18 protein-coding genes are annotated in these 14,295 nt (G+C 33.8%); 3 read left to right on the top strand and 15 right to left on the bottom strand.

The genetic code is table 11. From position 1 onward, the window contains the following. Positions 1-2 precede the first annotated feature (2 nt). The 15 genes from AC52CF_RS05425 to gldB all read right to left on the bottom strand — a co-directional run bounded on the left by AC52CF_RS05425 (position 3) and on the right by gldB (position 12,561). Entirely contained in the window at positions 3-2,348 is a 2,346-nt protein-coding gene (locus AC52CF_RS05425) for a hypothetical protein (protein WP_290266589.1), read from the bottom strand. Next, the gene (locus tag AC52CF_RS05420) at positions 2,308-3,351 is read right to left on the bottom strand and encodes a hypothetical protein (RefSeq protein ID WP_290266590.1); all 1,044 of its coding nucleotides are present in this window, start codon (positions 3,349-3,351) and stop codon (positions 2,308-2,310) included. Before AC52CF_RS05420 ends, AC52CF_RS05425 begins: the two co-directional genes overlap by 41 nt. Positions 3,352-3,456: 105 nt before the next feature. Continuing rightward, the gene (locus AC52CF_RS05415; RefSeq protein WP_214590519.1) at positions 3,457-3,759 is read right to left on the bottom strand and encodes a hypothetical protein; all 303 of its coding nucleotides are present in this window, start codon (positions 3,757-3,759) and stop codon (positions 3,457-3,459) included. Further along, positions 3,760-5,181, bottom strand: a complete 1,422-nt coding sequence (locus AC52CF_RS05410; protein ID WP_214590520.1) for a CCA tRNA nucleotidyltransferase — start codon at positions 5,179-5,181, stop codon at positions 3,760-3,762. A gap of 24 nt (positions 5,182-5,205) precedes the next feature. Next, entirely contained in the window at positions 5,206-5,550 is a 345-nt protein-coding gene (locus tag AC52CF_RS05405) for a nuclear transport factor 2 family protein (RefSeq protein WP_214590521.1), read from the bottom strand. A 100-nt stretch (positions 5,551-5,650) separates the two neighbouring features. After that, entirely contained in the window at positions 5,651-6,199 is a 549-nt protein-coding gene (locus tag AC52CF_RS05400; protein ID WP_087709123.1) for an L-threonylcarbamoyladenylate synthase, read from the bottom strand. A 472-nt stretch (positions 6,200-6,671) separates the two neighbouring features. Further along, positions 6,672-7,097 (bottom strand): IS200/IS605 family transposase, encoded by a 426-nt coding sequence (tnpA, locus tag AC52CF_RS05395; RefSeq protein ID WP_214590522.1) that lies wholly within the window; start codon positions 7,095-7,097, stop codon positions 6,672-6,674. A gap of 119 nt (positions 7,098-7,216) precedes the next feature. Next, positions 7,217-7,813, bottom strand: a complete 597-nt coding sequence (locus AC52CF_RS05390; protein ID WP_496517915.1) for a hypothetical protein — start codon at positions 7,811-7,813, stop codon at positions 7,217-7,219. Beyond that, complete coding sequence (locus AC52CF_RS05385; RefSeq protein WP_214590524.1) at positions 7,806-8,231, bottom strand: hypothetical protein; 426 nt, start codon at positions 8,229-8,231, stop codon at positions 7,806-7,808. Before AC52CF_RS05385 ends, AC52CF_RS05390 begins: the two co-directional genes overlap by 8 nt. Further along, positions 8,231-8,734, bottom strand: coding sequence for a DinB family protein (locus AC52CF_RS05380; RefSeq protein WP_214590525.1), 504 nt, complete (start codon positions 8,732-8,734; stop codon positions 8,231-8,233). The genes AC52CF_RS05385 and AC52CF_RS05380 overlap by 1 nt, the downstream gene beginning before the upstream one ends. Before the next feature lie 87 nt (positions 8,735-8,821). Beyond that, positions 8,822-9,262 (bottom strand): GNAT family N-acetyltransferase, encoded by a 441-nt coding sequence (locus tag AC52CF_RS05375; protein ID WP_214590526.1) that lies wholly within the window; start codon positions 9,260-9,262, stop codon positions 8,822-8,824. Positions 9,263-9,322: 60 nt separating this feature from the next. Then, on the bottom strand, positions 9,323-9,805 hold the full coding sequence (locus tag AC52CF_RS05370; protein ID WP_250902177.1) for a nuclear transport factor 2 family protein: 483 nt from the start codon (positions 9,803-9,805) through the stop codon (positions 9,323-9,325). 160 nt (positions 9,806-9,965) lie between these two features. Next, positions 9,966-11,105 carry a cystathionine gamma-synthase gene (locus AC52CF_RS05365; RefSeq protein WP_214590527.1) on the bottom strand — a complete coding sequence of 380 codons (1,140 nt, stop codon included), beginning with the start codon at positions 11,103-11,105 and terminating at the stop codon, positions 9,966-9,968. A 90-nt stretch (positions 11,106-11,195) separates the two neighbouring features. Next, the gene (gldC, locus tag AC52CF_RS05360) at positions 11,196-11,522 is read right to left on the bottom strand and encodes a gliding motility protein GldC (protein WP_076396489.1); all 327 of its coding nucleotides are present in this window, start codon (positions 11,520-11,522) and stop codon (positions 11,196-11,198) included. A gap of 55 nt (positions 11,523-11,577) precedes the next feature. Beyond that, entirely contained in the window at positions 11,578-12,561 is a 984-nt protein-coding gene (gldB, locus tag AC52CF_RS05355; RefSeq protein WP_290266594.1) for a gliding motility lipoprotein GldB, read from the bottom strand. A gap of 51 nt (positions 12,562-12,612) precedes the next feature. Here gldB and AC52CF_RS05350 point away from each other — a divergent pair, with 51 nt between their 5' ends. Genes AC52CF_RS05350 through AC52CF_RS05340 form a run of 3 tightly spaced genes read left to right on the top strand, consistent with a single transcriptional unit; the run spans position 12,613 to position 14,285 of the window. Beyond that, positions 12,613-13,251 carry a leucine-rich repeat domain-containing protein gene (locus AC52CF_RS05350; protein WP_214590529.1) on the top strand — a complete coding sequence of 213 codons (639 nt, stop codon included), beginning with the start codon at positions 12,613-12,615 and terminating at the stop codon, positions 13,249-13,251. Between the two features lie 4 nt (positions 13,252-13,255). After that, entirely contained in the window at positions 13,256-13,783 is a 528-nt protein-coding gene (locus AC52CF_RS05345; RefSeq protein WP_375181566.1) for a GNAT family N-acetyltransferase, read from the top strand. Then, positions 13,776-14,285, top strand: a complete 510-nt coding sequence (locus AC52CF_RS05340) for a hypothetical protein (RefSeq protein ID WP_375181567.1) — start codon at positions 13,776-13,778, stop codon at positions 14,283-14,285. Before AC52CF_RS05345 ends, AC52CF_RS05340 begins: the two co-directional genes overlap by 8 nt. Positions 14,286-14,295 lie beyond the last annotated feature (10 nt).

Genomic DNA, 14,295 nt, shown 5'->3' with positions numbered 1-14,295 from the left:
TTTTAACGTCTTGCCTTAAAGTAATCCTCAAAAAATTCGCATCCGCTCATCATATCTTCATACTGTCCTGCATATTTATTTTTAAGATCCTGATAATATCTGTTTTTTTCGAGCCTTCTGTCTTCATAGTCATCGGATCGGGAAAAACTGTCCGCATTTTCCTCACCATTAAAATCATAATTATAATTTTCACACCTTCCCTGCATTCTGAGACATAACGCTTTGAATTTTTCAGTTTTCGCGTTTTCCATAGCTTTTCCGTAGTATAATTTTGCCAGACCAGCCGTATTAAATTCCTCATTATCTTCACGGATAGAAAAATTTCCTGCTGAACTTACGAAGTATCTTCTCATCATCCACGCATTCCCATACTGCGACATGTTGTAATAACAGTTGGCAACCAGAAAATAGTAATAATCCCTGTCTTTTTCCTGTGGATTATTGGCTTTGCCGAGATATTCGATCAGTTTTTGGGTTACAGATAATTTAGTCACTCTGAATTTTTCCTTTTCCTGTATAAAATCAGGAGTATATTTTAGATGATAGAAAGGATTCTGATCAAAAATTTTACCTGATGCAGAATAACTGTCTTTTCCATCATTCTCCCAAAGTGTATTCTGCGCTTCATAATATTCTGCACCCAGTTTTTTAAATATATGTAAGGCTAAATTTAGTTTGTTTTGTCTTATATATTTTGTTCCCAGAAGATCGTATAGATTATTAACCGACTGTTGTTTCATTTTAAAATTACTAAAAAACAAATCGTTTCCTGAATTTACTTTTTCAGTCTTTTTAATGAAACTCTGCACCTGTTCAGGAGAATAGACTGCATCCATATAATTAAAATAATTTACAAAATAATCTCCGTAAGTATGACGGTCACTTTTTAACGATTTGAAATAAACCAGACTGTTTAGCCTCTCATCCAGAGAAGCATACAAAAGTGCTGCATCATCCGTATTTCCGAGATATTCCAGTTCTCTTCCCAGTGCAAAAATAAACCGTTCGTTTTTTCTGTTTTCAATGATAATTTCTTTTGCGGCATCAGGAATTACAGCTTTTCCGTAAGTCTGATCTGCAAAAAGATTTAATGCCTTGATCTGCTCTGCATTTTCCCGGATTTTAGAATCTGCCGGCAACGTTTTTTCCAGATTGCTGATTTGCTTCAGACTTTCAGAATAATTTTTCGTCATGAATAAAAGTTCAGCTTTGGCAAACTTCCAGAAATCGGGATTCTGTACCTTCGATAAATCTGCAGAATTAATAAACTCCAAAAGTTCTTTTGCATATTCTCTGTCCGCTTCCACTCTTCCAAATACATTTCTTACCGACTGATATTCCTGGTCATACTGAGAACTATATCCGGAATCCGGAATGGCTGGCTCAAACAAAGAATAATAAGGTGTAAAAATCCAGTCTTCCAGTTTACTGATCTCACGTGACACCAAAAAGCCCAGTCCATCAAAATTAGAATTGCAGGCATAAATTTCTTTAAGATTATCGATATTTTTACCGGAATTGTAGATGCTGTACATCATTAAAACCCGCGCTTTATCTTTTGGATCATCTATCGATTGTAAGACTTCCTCTTTTGATAATTTATGATCGAAAGCCTGCCATGAAACAAAACGCTTTTCGGGACATTTAGCAAAAACTCTGGCAAAGTAAATATTTTTAAGCCCCTGATTTTTCTCTTCGATTGCCTTAAAATACAAAGCCCAAATATCAATAATATCATTTGCTTTTTCCACAGAAAAATATTGAGCATAAATCTTCGCCAAAGACTTCATATCCCCATTGTAAAAAGCGAGACGAACCGCAAGAAATGCATATCTTTTTCTGATCTCTGAATTTTTGGTTTTGGAAGCTAAAGCAATTGCCTGATGTAATAAAACTGTTCTCTTATGAGCCGCTGTATTTTCATTTCTTTCCCACGGATCTTCCTGCCATGAATTGAAAAACTCACAGTTTTTGGCAAATTTCAGATAATTAATTGCTTCATTATCTTTAGCTGAATATAAATATTTTATAAAATCGTTGCTGCTTTTTTCATTGATATCCGAAAAACCATATTTTTCCAGAGCAAAATTAATTTCATCCAATGAAACTTTATTCTTACAGTATTTTCTCCAAAGAACTTCATTCTGCAAATCTTTAATTTCAGGTTCTTCACCGTCATTATTATAGCCAAAATAAAGGGATGAATAGTAAAAAGACCGATATTCCTGATAAGAAAAATTATCAGGGTCAAGAAAATAAAACCGTACATCATCGCCGTAAGGATAAAATCCACACGCAAAAAACAGATTACTTAGTAAAATCGCTATAAAAATGGCTGATCTCTTCATTGGTGTAGTTATTTAACTGATTGGCATCTAAATGAAAAAGTGATACGGTAATTTCTTTATCCAGCTTTATATTTTTCCTGATTAATGTAATAGCTTTATTGATTTGTTCTGGTGTAATTTCTTCATATTTGATCTTATCTCCTACTCTCAGATAATCCTTATAATCAATCACGGTATCTTTCGTTACTTCGTACCACAGCGGTTTTGTTTCTTTAAGTACTTTTTTCAGATCATTTCCGTTATATAGAACTCCTTTAAACTGATTGTTCTGATACAACTGCATCCAGGAATATAACGGAAGCGCAATATCTATATGCAGCGGATATTTTTTCTTTGTATTGAGATAACTTTCCATCTCTTTAAGATCTAAAATTGAATTTTTAGAATCATCTGCCAAAGGATTGATTAAATTATAGCACATTAAAGTAACTTTATCAACCGGCGGAACACCCATTTTTTCAGGATATTTGTATGGATACAATCTCAGGGTAACAGAAATTTCCTTTTGGGATATCGGCTTTAATTTTTTCAGAAAGTAAAAATATCGGTCTTTTGTAGAAGCCGTCCAGTCACAATCGATCTGAATTTCATTAACAGCAATGGAGTCAAACTTCTCGTTGGTAAATTTATTGATGAGAAAGTTTACATTATCTGCCAGTTTATCAAGATCCTTTTCCGAACTTTTTTTAAATACAATATTTTTAATGTAAACAGTCGGAATAACAGTGTATTTCTTCGGTAAATTTTCTTCGCAGTAAGATGATAACCTTACATTGGTTTTTGAAATCGGAAAACTTCCCATCGCTTCGGTGTAATCCACTTCAAAATATTTTACATACAGCTTTTCGACATTCTGCTGTTCAAGCATATTCCTTTCGGGAACAGAAACTTCAGAATACGTATCTGTTTTCCAATAGTAAAAGGCATTATGAACTTTTTCCACTTTATTTTCACAGGAAAGAATAAGGAAAAGAAGAGGGAGAACTAAAAAGATCTTTTTCACCAATAAAATTTTAAATAGGTTACAATTGAATTAAAACATTTCTGCAAATGTAAAAACAAAACCAATACCTTTTTAAGATTTTATTAACATTTCATTAGGATTTTATTATGTTTTTATTTTCGTGATCAAATTACCTAAAATAAAAGTCTCCACCACCCCAATAAACCACCAAACCGGAAACCTGAAATACGTGTACAAAAGCGTGAAATTATCAACAATTGGCTGATTTTTTGTCGCATTTTCAATTTCAAAATCAACAGATAAAAGCGGAATAACAAATCCGAAAAATAAAAACGCAACCAGATATAAAATCCAGTTGCGTTTTTTAATTATTTTAAATTTCCAGACAAGAATGTTGATAAGGAAAATTAATACTAAAATGATATAATCAAATGTCCCGAAAAGCATTTAGGCAAGTGTCAATCCAAGCTTTTCCGCTTCCGCAATCACAAAAGTTCTCGCTTCCTCGCTGTCATTTGCAATTTCGCCTTCCAGAATGGCTTCTTTTACTTTTTCCTTTAAAATTCCGATTTCGCGACCCGGTTTCAGATTAAACATTGCCATAATTTCTTCTCCTGAAATCGGCGGCTGGAAATTCCTTACCTGATCTTTTTCTTCAACTTCTTTAATCTTAACAGCAACATATTCAAAATTTTTCTTAAATTTCTCCTGCTTTTTAGAATTTTTGGTCGTAATATCGGCTTTACAAAGGGTAAACAGATCTTCCATATTTTCTCCTGCATCAAACAATAATCTTCGCAACGCAGAATCCGAAGCATCATCGGTAATCAGAGCAATCGGTCGAGACGAAAGTTTTACCATCTTCTGAACATATTTCATATCCGGACCTAAAGGCAGTTTCAATCTCTGGAATAATGTTTTTACCATTTTTGAGCCTAAAAACTCGTGTCCATGGAACGTCCATCCTGTTCCTTCAACAAATTTTTTGGTCGGTGCTTTTCCGATATCGTGGAGCAATGCAGACCAACGAAGCCACAGGTTTTCCGTGTTTTCAGAAATATTGTCTACCACTTCCAAAGTATGGTAAAAATTGTCTTTATGGGTTTGTCCTTCCACTTCTTCTACTCCTTTCAGATCAATCAGTTCAGGAATAATTAATTTCATTAAACCTGTCTGTTCCATTAATTTAAGACCAATAGATGGCTTTTTGGAAAGCATGATTTTATTAAATTCCACCATGATTCTTTCCATCGAAACAATTTTTATTCTTTCGGCTTCCTGCTTAATGGCTTCCAAAGATTTTTCTTCAATTTTAAAATTTAAAGTGGAGGCAAAACGAACGGCTCTCATCATTCTCAACGGATCGTCAGAATAGGTTTGAGCGGGCTCTAAAGGCGTTCTTAAAATTCCTTTTTCCAGATCATCTATTCCGTTGAAAGGATCGATCAGTTCACCAAAATTATCCTGATTTAAAGAAATTGCCATGGCATTCACCGTAAAATCTCTTCTTTTCTGGTCGTCTTCTATGGTTCCTCCTTCAACTTCCGGTTTACGGCTGTTTTCGGTATAACTTTCTTTTCTCGCCCCTACAAATTCCAGCTCAAGATCTTTGTATTTGATCATCGCCGTTCCGTACGTTTTGAAAACAGAAACTTTTATTTTCGGATCAATTTCCTTTCCGACGTTTTGGGCAAGTTCAATACCGCTTTGTTCGGTCACAAAATCAATATCCGTTGATGCTTTTCTTTTCATCAAAAGATCGCGTACATAACCTCCGACAACATATACAGACTGATTGTTCCGGGCTGCAACCTCCGAAATGATTTTAAAAAGTTTTAAATTTTTATTTTGAGTAAGATTAATTTTCATTTTGTAATACACTAATGCCGTTCATTAATCATAATGAGCATACATTTTATTAATTTTTTCATCTTCATTAAAAAACATCACTTCCATTGCATGTTTATCCATAATAGATTTGTAAAACAAAGCCACAGAATCTACTCCTTCCGTAGATTTTATAAGCTCGAAGTGAAGATCAGGATATTTTTCCAGTGCTGCTTTCCAATATCCGCGAACCGCAGATTTTCCTTTAAGTGAACTTTCTTTTCCTCCTGTTGCTAATTTTATCATCGGCGTAACAATCTCTATATCATCTGAATAATGAGATAAAATAACATCCAGATCGTGCGAATTCCATGCTTTGATCCACTCTTCGGCAAACTTTTGATGATTCATAGCGATTGTTTTAAAATTGAAGTTCTGCAAAGATAAAACTAAAAAAAGAAATCCTGCCGATGCGGATGAATAAGACTTTAAAATAAATGATAAAAGTCGATTATTCTCTCAGTACTTTTATCCTGTTGTCGCTCCAGACTTTTATTACCGACGAACCCGAATATTTTGAAACTTTTTCGCGGTCTTCTTCTACTGCATAATCTACAAGATCAATCATTTCAGGAGAAATATCCGAGAATTTCAAAGGACTTTTTTCACCGCTGAAATTGGCAGAAGTAGAAACCAAAGGTTTGTTGAGTTTTGTAATCAGCTTTTTACAAAAGTCGTTTTTTACCAGACGGATTCCAATGCTTCCGTCTTCAGCCAACAATTCTTTTGGCAATCCTCTCGGGTTTTCATAAACAATTGTTACAGGTTTTTCGCTTAAATCGATAATTTCCCAAGCCATTTCCGGAACATCTACCAAATCCTGCAATCTCTTTTCAGATTCCACCAGAATGATCATGGATTTGTTTTTTTCCCGTTTTTTGATGTCGAATATTTTGTTTACGGCTTCTATATTGGTAGCATCACAGCCAATTCCCCAAATGGTATCTGTTGGGTAAAGAATTGTGCCGCCGGATTTTAAGATTTCTATTATTTTCTCCATGTATAATACATTTTACGCTTTAACTAAAGCCAATACTATAATTTATTTTTAATAGAAGGATTACATTCTGCTTCTATTAATTTATCTGTGTAAATTTACAAATCTTCGCGTGAAATTTTCGAAAACAGAGTTTTTATATTCAATAGAATGGGCTTTAGCCCATTTTAAAAATCATTAAAATCAAATCTGGCTTTAGCCAAACTTTATTATTTAACATCAGTTCGGAATAAGAAATAAATTTAAATAATTGATTTATAAAATTATATAATTTATCGCAAAGAAAAACAAAAGATTTTTTTTTTACTTATTGAAAGTTGGTAAGGTAAACAAAGCCATTTCGTTTATTTAAAAAAGACAAAAACGATATTACTTTGATCAATTTTACGCCTTTGTATATCTTAAAAGCTGAATTACTGATAATTGAATCTCTTTGTTTAACATGGCGTTTAAGAAGACTTATCTTGAACTCAGATTATTTAAAATTATATTTATCCAAAAATTCCTGATATTCTTCCGCAAACGATTTCTTTTTGTGATGACTTTCCTGATTTTTAACGTAATTTCTAACTGTTTCAATCATAGATTCAGAAACTGAAACAGCAAAATATTCGTCCTGCCAAAAAAACTTTTCTTTTGTCAATGCATTTTTATTGATCCAATATGAAGATTCTCCTTTCAATAATTGAACAATTTTTTCAATATTCTGATTGGAACCCAGAGAAATTAAACAATGACAATGATCCGAATAACCATTCACAATATCCAGAAAAATTCCTTTTTGCGAGGCATTTTCTTTTATGTGTTTCCAGACTTTTATTCGTAACTCCGGAGTATTGAAATAGGGAATTCTATTTTTCGTTGAGAAAACGACATGGATATAAATTTTAATAAATGGCATTTGTGTTGTTTAGCCAAAAATATGAAATCTATATTAAGTTTTGGCTAAAGCCGAAAGAATGATTTTAAATCAGTAAACGGACTAAAGCCCATTTCTATTGATCAATGACAGTTTTATCATCAAGAAGGATCATTGAAAAACCTGTCAAAGTAACTTTTTTTCCTAGTTAAAGTAAATTTTTTCTGGTGCAGAATTTTTCTTATATCTTTTCGGATGATATGTTGTGAAAATAAAACCGGAGCATTTATTCTCCTTCCACTCTTAATCACCGTGTATAAAACCGACTGATCTTTAAAAAAAATTATAATTGTTCTTTCTTCGTCTAGAAAACTAAAGCTGTTTATTGGTTCATTAAGATAAATCAGATTATTGGAAATATTTGAAATTCTGTAATGATACTTTTTGCCATAATCTAAAACTCTTCTTTTGGCTTCTTCTTTATGAATACTGAAGGTGATTTCTTTCAGTCTTTTTTCTGTAAATAAACAATATGAAGAATAAAGTACAAAAATTAGAATAATACTATATATAATATATTCAAAATCACTATTTGTAGATGGAGTAATTTTGTATAAACCAACTATTGAAAAATAAATCAGGGCTCCAAAAATCAAATAATTGGTATACCTGTCAATTTTATCTAAAATACTCTCATCATAAATAAGTTTTCCAGATTCAATGCTTTTGGTAATATTAAGATTCTTTAAACTACGCATTGCTTTTCTGCGTTACTTTTAAATAAAGCGAAGAAAAAGTCAGAAATAAAATTGCAATCAGCCATAAAAAACAACCTGATTCTAATTCAATTATTGAAGCTATTCTTCCACTTTTTGTAATTGTTATATTATCAAAAAACATAAATGAAATTGCTAAAAATGACGAAATAATAAGAGCTAAAACTGCTTTGCAATTTCTTTTGATTGTCAAAACTATTCCTAAAAAATAAAGAAGATTTGCAACCCAAACAAAACCTTCCCAACGAAATCCGTCAAAATAAGTCCAACCCAATAAAAAAGCTAGATAAGATGGATAATGTATGCTGCCAAAATATTGATAATTTACACAATCTTGAGTCAATGATATTAAAAAAATCACCGAACTGATTAGAATTACAATATTTATTTTTAAATGCATCACAACTTCGGCAAATATCTTTCTTCAATAATATTCAAATGATGAATATTGTGACCAACAATTAATTTTCCGATGGTTTCGGCAGAAATCTGGTTTCCGTTGGCAGATCCTACATTTTTTAAGGCTTCGGAATTTGCAGTTTCTAAAAGAATCTGAGAAGATTTTCTGATCAGTTGATATTCTTCCAACAGTGAACTCAGTGTTCTTTCATTCGCGAAAGACTGTTTAGCGTACAATTCCTCATCAAAACCCGGCAATTCATTTTGGTCGCCTCTCGCAAAAGCCAATATTCTGTACTGAAAGATTCTTTCGGTATCGGATAAATGCAGAAGGAGTTCTTTCAGCGTCCATTTTCCTTCCGCGTAGGCAAAAAGAGATTGTTCTTCTGAAAGTTCAGAATAAATTCCTACAGTTTTTTCTCCGGATCTTTTCAGTTCTTCCAGCCAGTTTTCTGAAGGAATTAAATCTAAATATCTTTGAACGTATTTTTGAAAATCAGTCATAAATTATGAATAATAAGTAATTGGTAATGAGTAATATTTTAGTAACAATTAAGATTTCGTAAACTGTTACTCTGGTAAATTGTTACGTTATGAAATCTTCCATTCGTAAAAATTCACTTCATCGTAGATTTCGAATCCGCAGCTTGGGTAAAGCTTATTTCCGATATCATTGGATTTTCCGGTTTCAAGAAGAATTCCGGCGGCATCGGTTGATTTTGCAAGTTCTTTGGATGCTTCAAGCAGTTGTTTTGAAAATCCTTTTCCCCGATAATTTTCATTCACATACAAATCATTCAAAAGCCAGTATCTTTTCATTCTTGTGGAGGAAAATAACGGATACAACTGAACAAAACCGACTAATTTCCCTTCATTTTCGGCAACAAAAATTTCGGAATCATTATTTTCAATTCTTTCTGTTAAAAATTTTTCCGCAGCAGGAATATCGGAATCTTTATGATAAAAGATCCTGTACTGATCGAACAGCTCAGCTAATTGCTGTACATCTGCAAGTTGGGCTTTTCTTGTCATAATGGGAGTTTAAAACTTTGTCAAAGCGCAAAAAACTTCATAAAGATTTGACAAAGTAGATTATAAGTGATGGTCGTAGCTGAGAACGCGCTTCATTTTCCAGTTTTTTCCGTCCAGAATCCAGAGAATGGTAAATTTTGCACGGCTTCCCTTGTTCCATTTTCCGTTGTAAAATTCAGCAAAATCATGCTCTCCTTCCTGAATGAAAGCATACAGAACATTATTATTGTACAAAGGATATACTTTCATGGAATTTGGAATCAGTTCGCGTTTCACTTTATTAGGTCCGCCACAGATATTATTTTTAATGGAGGCTTTAAAGGCTTCTTTTCCGGAAGTAATTCCGCCTTTATCGTGGTAGAATTCCAAGTCTTCGCTTACGATAGAATCATAATGAGAAAGATCGCAATTATTGAATCCGACATTGAATATCAGACTGTCTAATTTTTTCGCCGTTTTGTACAGTTCATCGGTATTTTTAACCTGAGAAAAGGCAATCTGGCTTACCATTAACAGGAATAAAATCTGGATCTTTCTCATCATGTTTTTATTTAAAATAATTAATAATTTATTTTTAACGCAAAGTCCACAAAGATTTTTTGACTACTAAACGCTTTTAAGTTCGCAAAGGTACTTCGACAAGCTCAGCATAAACTATTCAGTCAGCAAAGACCTCAGCGAAAATTTTAATTATTATTTTGTATTAAGAAAAAGCTCTTTCCAGATCTGCGATAAGATCTTCTGCATCTTCGATTCCTACGCTTAAACGAACCAAATCGTCTGTAATTCCCAATTCTGCACGTTTTTCTGCAGGAATGGAAGCATGAGTCATCAAAGCAGGATGATTCGCAAGAGATTCTACTCCCCCCAAAGATTCAGCTAAAGTGAATACTTTTACTCTTTCTAAAAATTTGATGGCATCTTCTTTTTTACCTGATTTGAAAGTGAAAGAAACCATTCCTCCGAAATCTTTCATCTGAGATTTTGCCAGTTCGTGCTGCGGATGAGATTCTAATCCCGGATAAATTACCTGATCTACAGCAGGATGAGATTCAAGGTATTTCGCTACCGCCATTCCGTTTTCAGAGTGTCTCTGAACTCTTAAAGCCAGTGTTTTAATTCCTCTCAACACCAAATAAGAATCGTGAGGTCCTAAAATTCCTCCGCTTGCAAACTGAATGAAGTGTAGTTTCTCTCCCAGTTCTGCATCTTTTGCAATTAAAGCTCCCGCAATAACATCGGAGTGACCTCCCAAGTATTTTGTTGCAGAGTGCATAACGATATCGGCTCCCAGATCAATAGGTCTCTGAAGATAAGGCGTTGCAAAAGTGTTATCCACTGCAACCAGAATATCTTTTCCTTTTGCCACTTCAACAACTGCTTTAATGTCAACCAGTTTCATTAAAGGATTGGTTGGCGTTTCTACCCAGATTAATTTTGTTTTATCTGTAATAACGTCATTGATTTTAGAAACATCATCAAAATTCACGAAGGTAAATTTCAACTGATATTTTTCGAAAAGTCTGGTGAACATTCTGTATGTTCCTCCGTACAAATCGTCTACTGCAACCACTTCATCTCCCGGATTTAATAATTTTAAAACACAGTCGATTGCCGCCAGACCGGAACCGAAAGCCAGACCTCTCGCTCCGTTTTCGATGCTTGCCAAAGAGTCTTCCAAAGCCTGTCTTGTAGGGTTTGCCGCTCTAGAATATTCGTAACCGGAATGTACTCCCGGACTTTTCTGTGCGAAGGTAGATGTTAAAAATACAGGTACATTCACAGAACCTGTTGCAGATTCGTGATGCTGTCCTCCGTGTATTACTTTTGTATTGAAATTCATTGTTTTATATTTTTGATTTGAAGCTGGGGATGATGGAAGCTGGATGCTTTTGTAAACTTCCAACATCAGGCTTCCCTCATCCAGCTTTTTTTACATTTTTATCGCCGATTTTACTGCGAACTCTTCTGCCATCTGCTCCAACCATTGTGCCACATCTTCTTCTCCTGTTGCTCTTTGGTAGGTATTTCCCATAGAAACAAGTACCTGATGAATAAACATTTTCATCTGATCCACCGGCATTTCTTTTGTCCAGAGATCAATTCTCAAAGCTTCCATATTTTTTTCGTCCCAAACGGAGATCATGGTTGCTTTTGTTTCTTCTTTTTCAATTCCGCCGTCCTGTGCATTCCAGGTGATGTTTTCCGGAATGTGGTTTTCATCCAGTTCTACATCTATCGTAATCTGAGTTTTTCTCATAATTTTCTATTTATTCTACTGTATATTGTTTGCCAAATATTTTACATTCAGCGTATTATTTTACTTTCGGTTTATAGCCAGACTGATTAAAGATCACGGTTGCATCTAATCCTAAGAAATCCTGAAGTTTGGTTTCCGGTTTTTGCTTCAGATATTCTTTACAGATCTGCCATCCTGTGAAAATGGCAATCTGCGGAGAAGATTCGTTATCAATTTCCGTATAAAATTTCGAGAATGGTCCCGGAGCGATAAAACGGTCTTCCAATCTGTGATCGTCTCCAAAAATGATATTATTTTCCACGAAATAATTCCAGATATTCGCTTCGTTGGAGACTGCCCATTCATATTGCTTCTGGGTGTAGTTCATTTTCAGATATTCCGGATATGTGGGTAAAAAAGCATCTTTAAGAATCATGATTTTACCGTTGAGAATCATCATATCGATAAATTTCTGATGATCCGGAGATTCTTTCACAAAACCTTCCGCGAAAATCTGCGCGACTTTCGGAACAATATTATTCGGGTTCATGGATTTCTGGAAGTACATTTCCAGTCCTTTATAATTGGGATTTCCGTCTCCCATAAAGCCTGTCATATCAATAAAAAGCTGATTTCCTTTGGCATCATAAAAAATAGGATCCTGAACCATCTGCAAAGCCGATGAAAATAAAAATACTTTCGGACTTTTAAAGGAAGGAAAATAAAATCTGATGTGCGAAAACAAATCCTGAAGATCGGTCTGGAGTTTTTTCTGATCTATTTTTGCAGCTGCTTCCTTGTAAATTTTAATTTCTTCAGGATCTACTCTTCTTTTGGCAAAATCTGCATCGCTTACCGTTCCCTGAAACCAAGGAAATTTAGCTTTAAAACTTTCCGATGAAACATTCGGATCGTAAAGTTCCTTGGAAATATCTGTAATTTCTACTTTTTCCGCGGGAGTTGTAATCTCTACGTTCCATTGATTCTGAGATTCTTTTTTACAGGAATTCAATCCTAAAATTAATACTAAAGAAAGTGCAGTAATTCTGAAAATCTTCATACTTTTACATGAAATTTAAGTGTACAAAAATACGGATTTAAACATAATATAATGATGAAAAATAAAATAATTCCGGTGCTTATTCTGATTTTCTCTGTATCCTGTTTCTATAGCCAAAGCCTTATTTTTAAGGATAAAAATCTTGAAAAAGCAGTGATTGAAAATTCTGATCTGAACAAAGACGGAAAAATGAATCAGTTTGAAGCCGAAAGGATTGAAAATTTATTTTTAGTGAATAAAGGGATTACAAATACCGAAGACCTCGCGTATTTTAAAAATGCTAAAATGATCGTGCTGGACGACAACAGTATTTTAAATCTTTCCCTGAAAAATATGGATCATCTCCAGCTTTTTTCCTGTACAGGATGTAAAATATCAAATTTCAAAGCTGAAAATCTTAAAAATCTGGCTTCTCTCTATCTCGACAACAACCAGATTGAAAATATTTCGCTGAAAACGACGCCCAGAATTGACCAATTAACCGTATCTTTAAATAAAATAAAAACCATTGATGTGAGTTCGCTCAAATATCTGAAAAAACTAAATCTTGAGCATAATCTGGTTCAAAAACTGGATATTTCCAAAAACATGAATCTGGAAACCTTAAATGTGATGAAAAATCCGCTGAAGGAAACAGACATTAAGAAAGGAGCAGCCAATGTGACGATTTTCGGATTTCAGCAACAGTAATTTTATGTATTTAGAAACACAAAGACTTATTCTGAGAAAATTTGAAGAAACAGATGCAGAACGCCTGTTTCTCCTCGATTCCAATCCTGAAGTGATGAAATACATCGGAGTGCCTCCTCTTTCCGATATCAGCGAATCTGAAAATGTAATTAAAATGATTCAGCAGCAATATCTTGATAACGGTGTCGGAAGACTCGCTGTAATTGAAAAAGAAAGCGGACTGCTGATCGGCTGGAGCGGACTGAAATTAATTACTCAGGAAATAAACGGCTACAATAATATTTACGATCTCGGCTATCGTTTCATCCCGGAATACTGGGGAAAAGGCTATGCACTGGAATCGGCAAAAGCTTCGCTTGATTTTGGATTTAACGATCTGAAAGCTGAAACCATTTATGCTCACGCTCATTCTGAAAATGAAGGTTCCAATCATATTTTAAGAAAATTAGGCTTCGAAAAAACCGGCGAATTCACCGGACCGGACGGAATTTGCTTCTGGTATGAGCTTCAACATCAAAATTATAATGACTAAAATTATATTATCTATTCTGTTCATAATCAGTTGTGTTAGTTGTAGCAAAACTAATCATCATACATCACAAATTAATGAAAGTATTGTTCCTGCCTTGAATGTTCCATTCGGAGCAATTGTTCCTATGGAAGTAAAAATAATTGATGGAGATTCCTATCATATCAAAGCAACTGAAGGAAGTTATTTATTAGAAATAAGCTCAATTAATAACAAGACTTTGAATGAAAAAATAACATTGAACTTTCAAGATGAAAGTGGTAAACTTGCAAGTGATAATTTTGAATTTTATGAGATTCTTTACAATAAAAAAGCAGAAATTATTACTGAAGATACAATAAAAATAATTAAAAACAATTTTGTAGGGAAAACATATAAAATAAATGCATATGAATCAGGCAGTTTCGTTGGAATACCTGATGATTATAATAAATATAGTATTTCACAAGGAACCAAATTCCATTTTCAAAGTTATCTTATCATCTTAAAAGCAGAAGAAAAATAAATATAAACTC

It is taken from the genome of Chryseobacterium sp. 2P (assembly GCF_059579425.1).
This window is presented reverse-complemented; position numbering and strand designations above follow the sequence as displayed.

Bases quoted from the DNA above. Each gene is read 5' to 3' on its own strand.
- gldC (WP_076396489.1), bottom strand. From the start codon at position 11,522: ATGAGAAAAACTCAGATTACGATAGATGTAGAACTGGATGAAAACCAC.
- AC52CF_RS05345 (WP_375181566.1), top strand. From the start codon at position 13,256: ATGTATTTAGAAACACAAAGACTTATTCTGAGAAAATTTGAAGAAACA.
- AC52CF_RS05380 (WP_214590525.1), bottom strand. From the start codon at position 8,734: ATGACTGATTTTCAAAAATACGTTCAAAGATATTTAGATTTAATTCCT.
- AC52CF_RS05415 (WP_214590519.1), bottom strand. From the start codon at position 3,759: ATGCTTTTCGGGACATTTGATTATATCATTTTAGTATTAATTTTCCTT.
- AC52CF_RS05405 (WP_214590521.1), bottom strand. From the start codon at position 5,550: ATGAATCATCAAAAGTTTGCCGAAGAGTGGATCAAAGCATGGAATTCG.
- AC52CF_RS05385 (WP_214590524.1), bottom strand. From the start codon at position 8,231: ATGCATTTAAAAATAAATATTGTAATTCTAATCAGTTCGGTGATTTTT.
- AC52CF_RS05370 (WP_250902177.1), bottom strand. From the start codon at position 9,805: ATGATGAGAAAGATCCAGATTTTATTCCTGTTAATGGTAAGCCAGATT.
- AC52CF_RS05425 (WP_290266589.1), bottom strand. From the start codon at position 2,348: ATGAAGAGATCAGCCATTTTTATAGCGATTTTACTAAGTAATCTGTTT.
- AC52CF_RS05390 (WP_496517915.1), bottom strand. From the start codon at position 7,813: ATGCGTAGTTTAAAGAATCTTAATATTACCAAAAGCATTGAATCTGGA.
- AC52CF_RS05350 (WP_214590529.1), top strand. From the start codon at position 12,613: ATGATGAAAAATAAAATAATTCCGGTGCTTATTCTGATTTTCTCTGTA.
- tnpA (WP_214590522.1), bottom strand. From the start codon at position 7,097: ATGCCATTTATTAAAATTTATATCCATGTCGTTTTCTCAACGAAAAAT.
- AC52CF_RS05365 (WP_214590527.1), bottom strand. From the start codon at position 11,105: ATGAATTTCAATACAAAAGTAATACACGGAGGACAGCATCACGAATCT.
- gldB (WP_290266594.1), bottom strand. From the start codon at position 12,561: ATGAAGATTTTCAGAATTACTGCACTTTCTTTAGTATTAATTTTAGGA.
- AC52CF_RS05340 (WP_375181567.1), top strand. From the start codon at position 13,776: ATGACTAAAATTATATTATCTATTCTGTTCATAATCAGTTGTGTTAGT.
- AC52CF_RS05410 (WP_214590520.1), bottom strand. From the start codon at position 5,181: ATGAAAATTAATCTTACTCAAAATAAAAATTTAAAACTTTTTAAAATC.
- AC52CF_RS05375 (WP_214590526.1), bottom strand. From the start codon at position 9,262: ATGACAAGAAAAGCCCAACTTGCAGATGTACAGCAATTAGCTGAGCTG.
- AC52CF_RS05400 (WP_087709123.1), bottom strand. From the start codon at position 6,199: ATGGAGAAAATAATAGAAATCTTAAAATCCGGCGGCACAATTCTTTAC.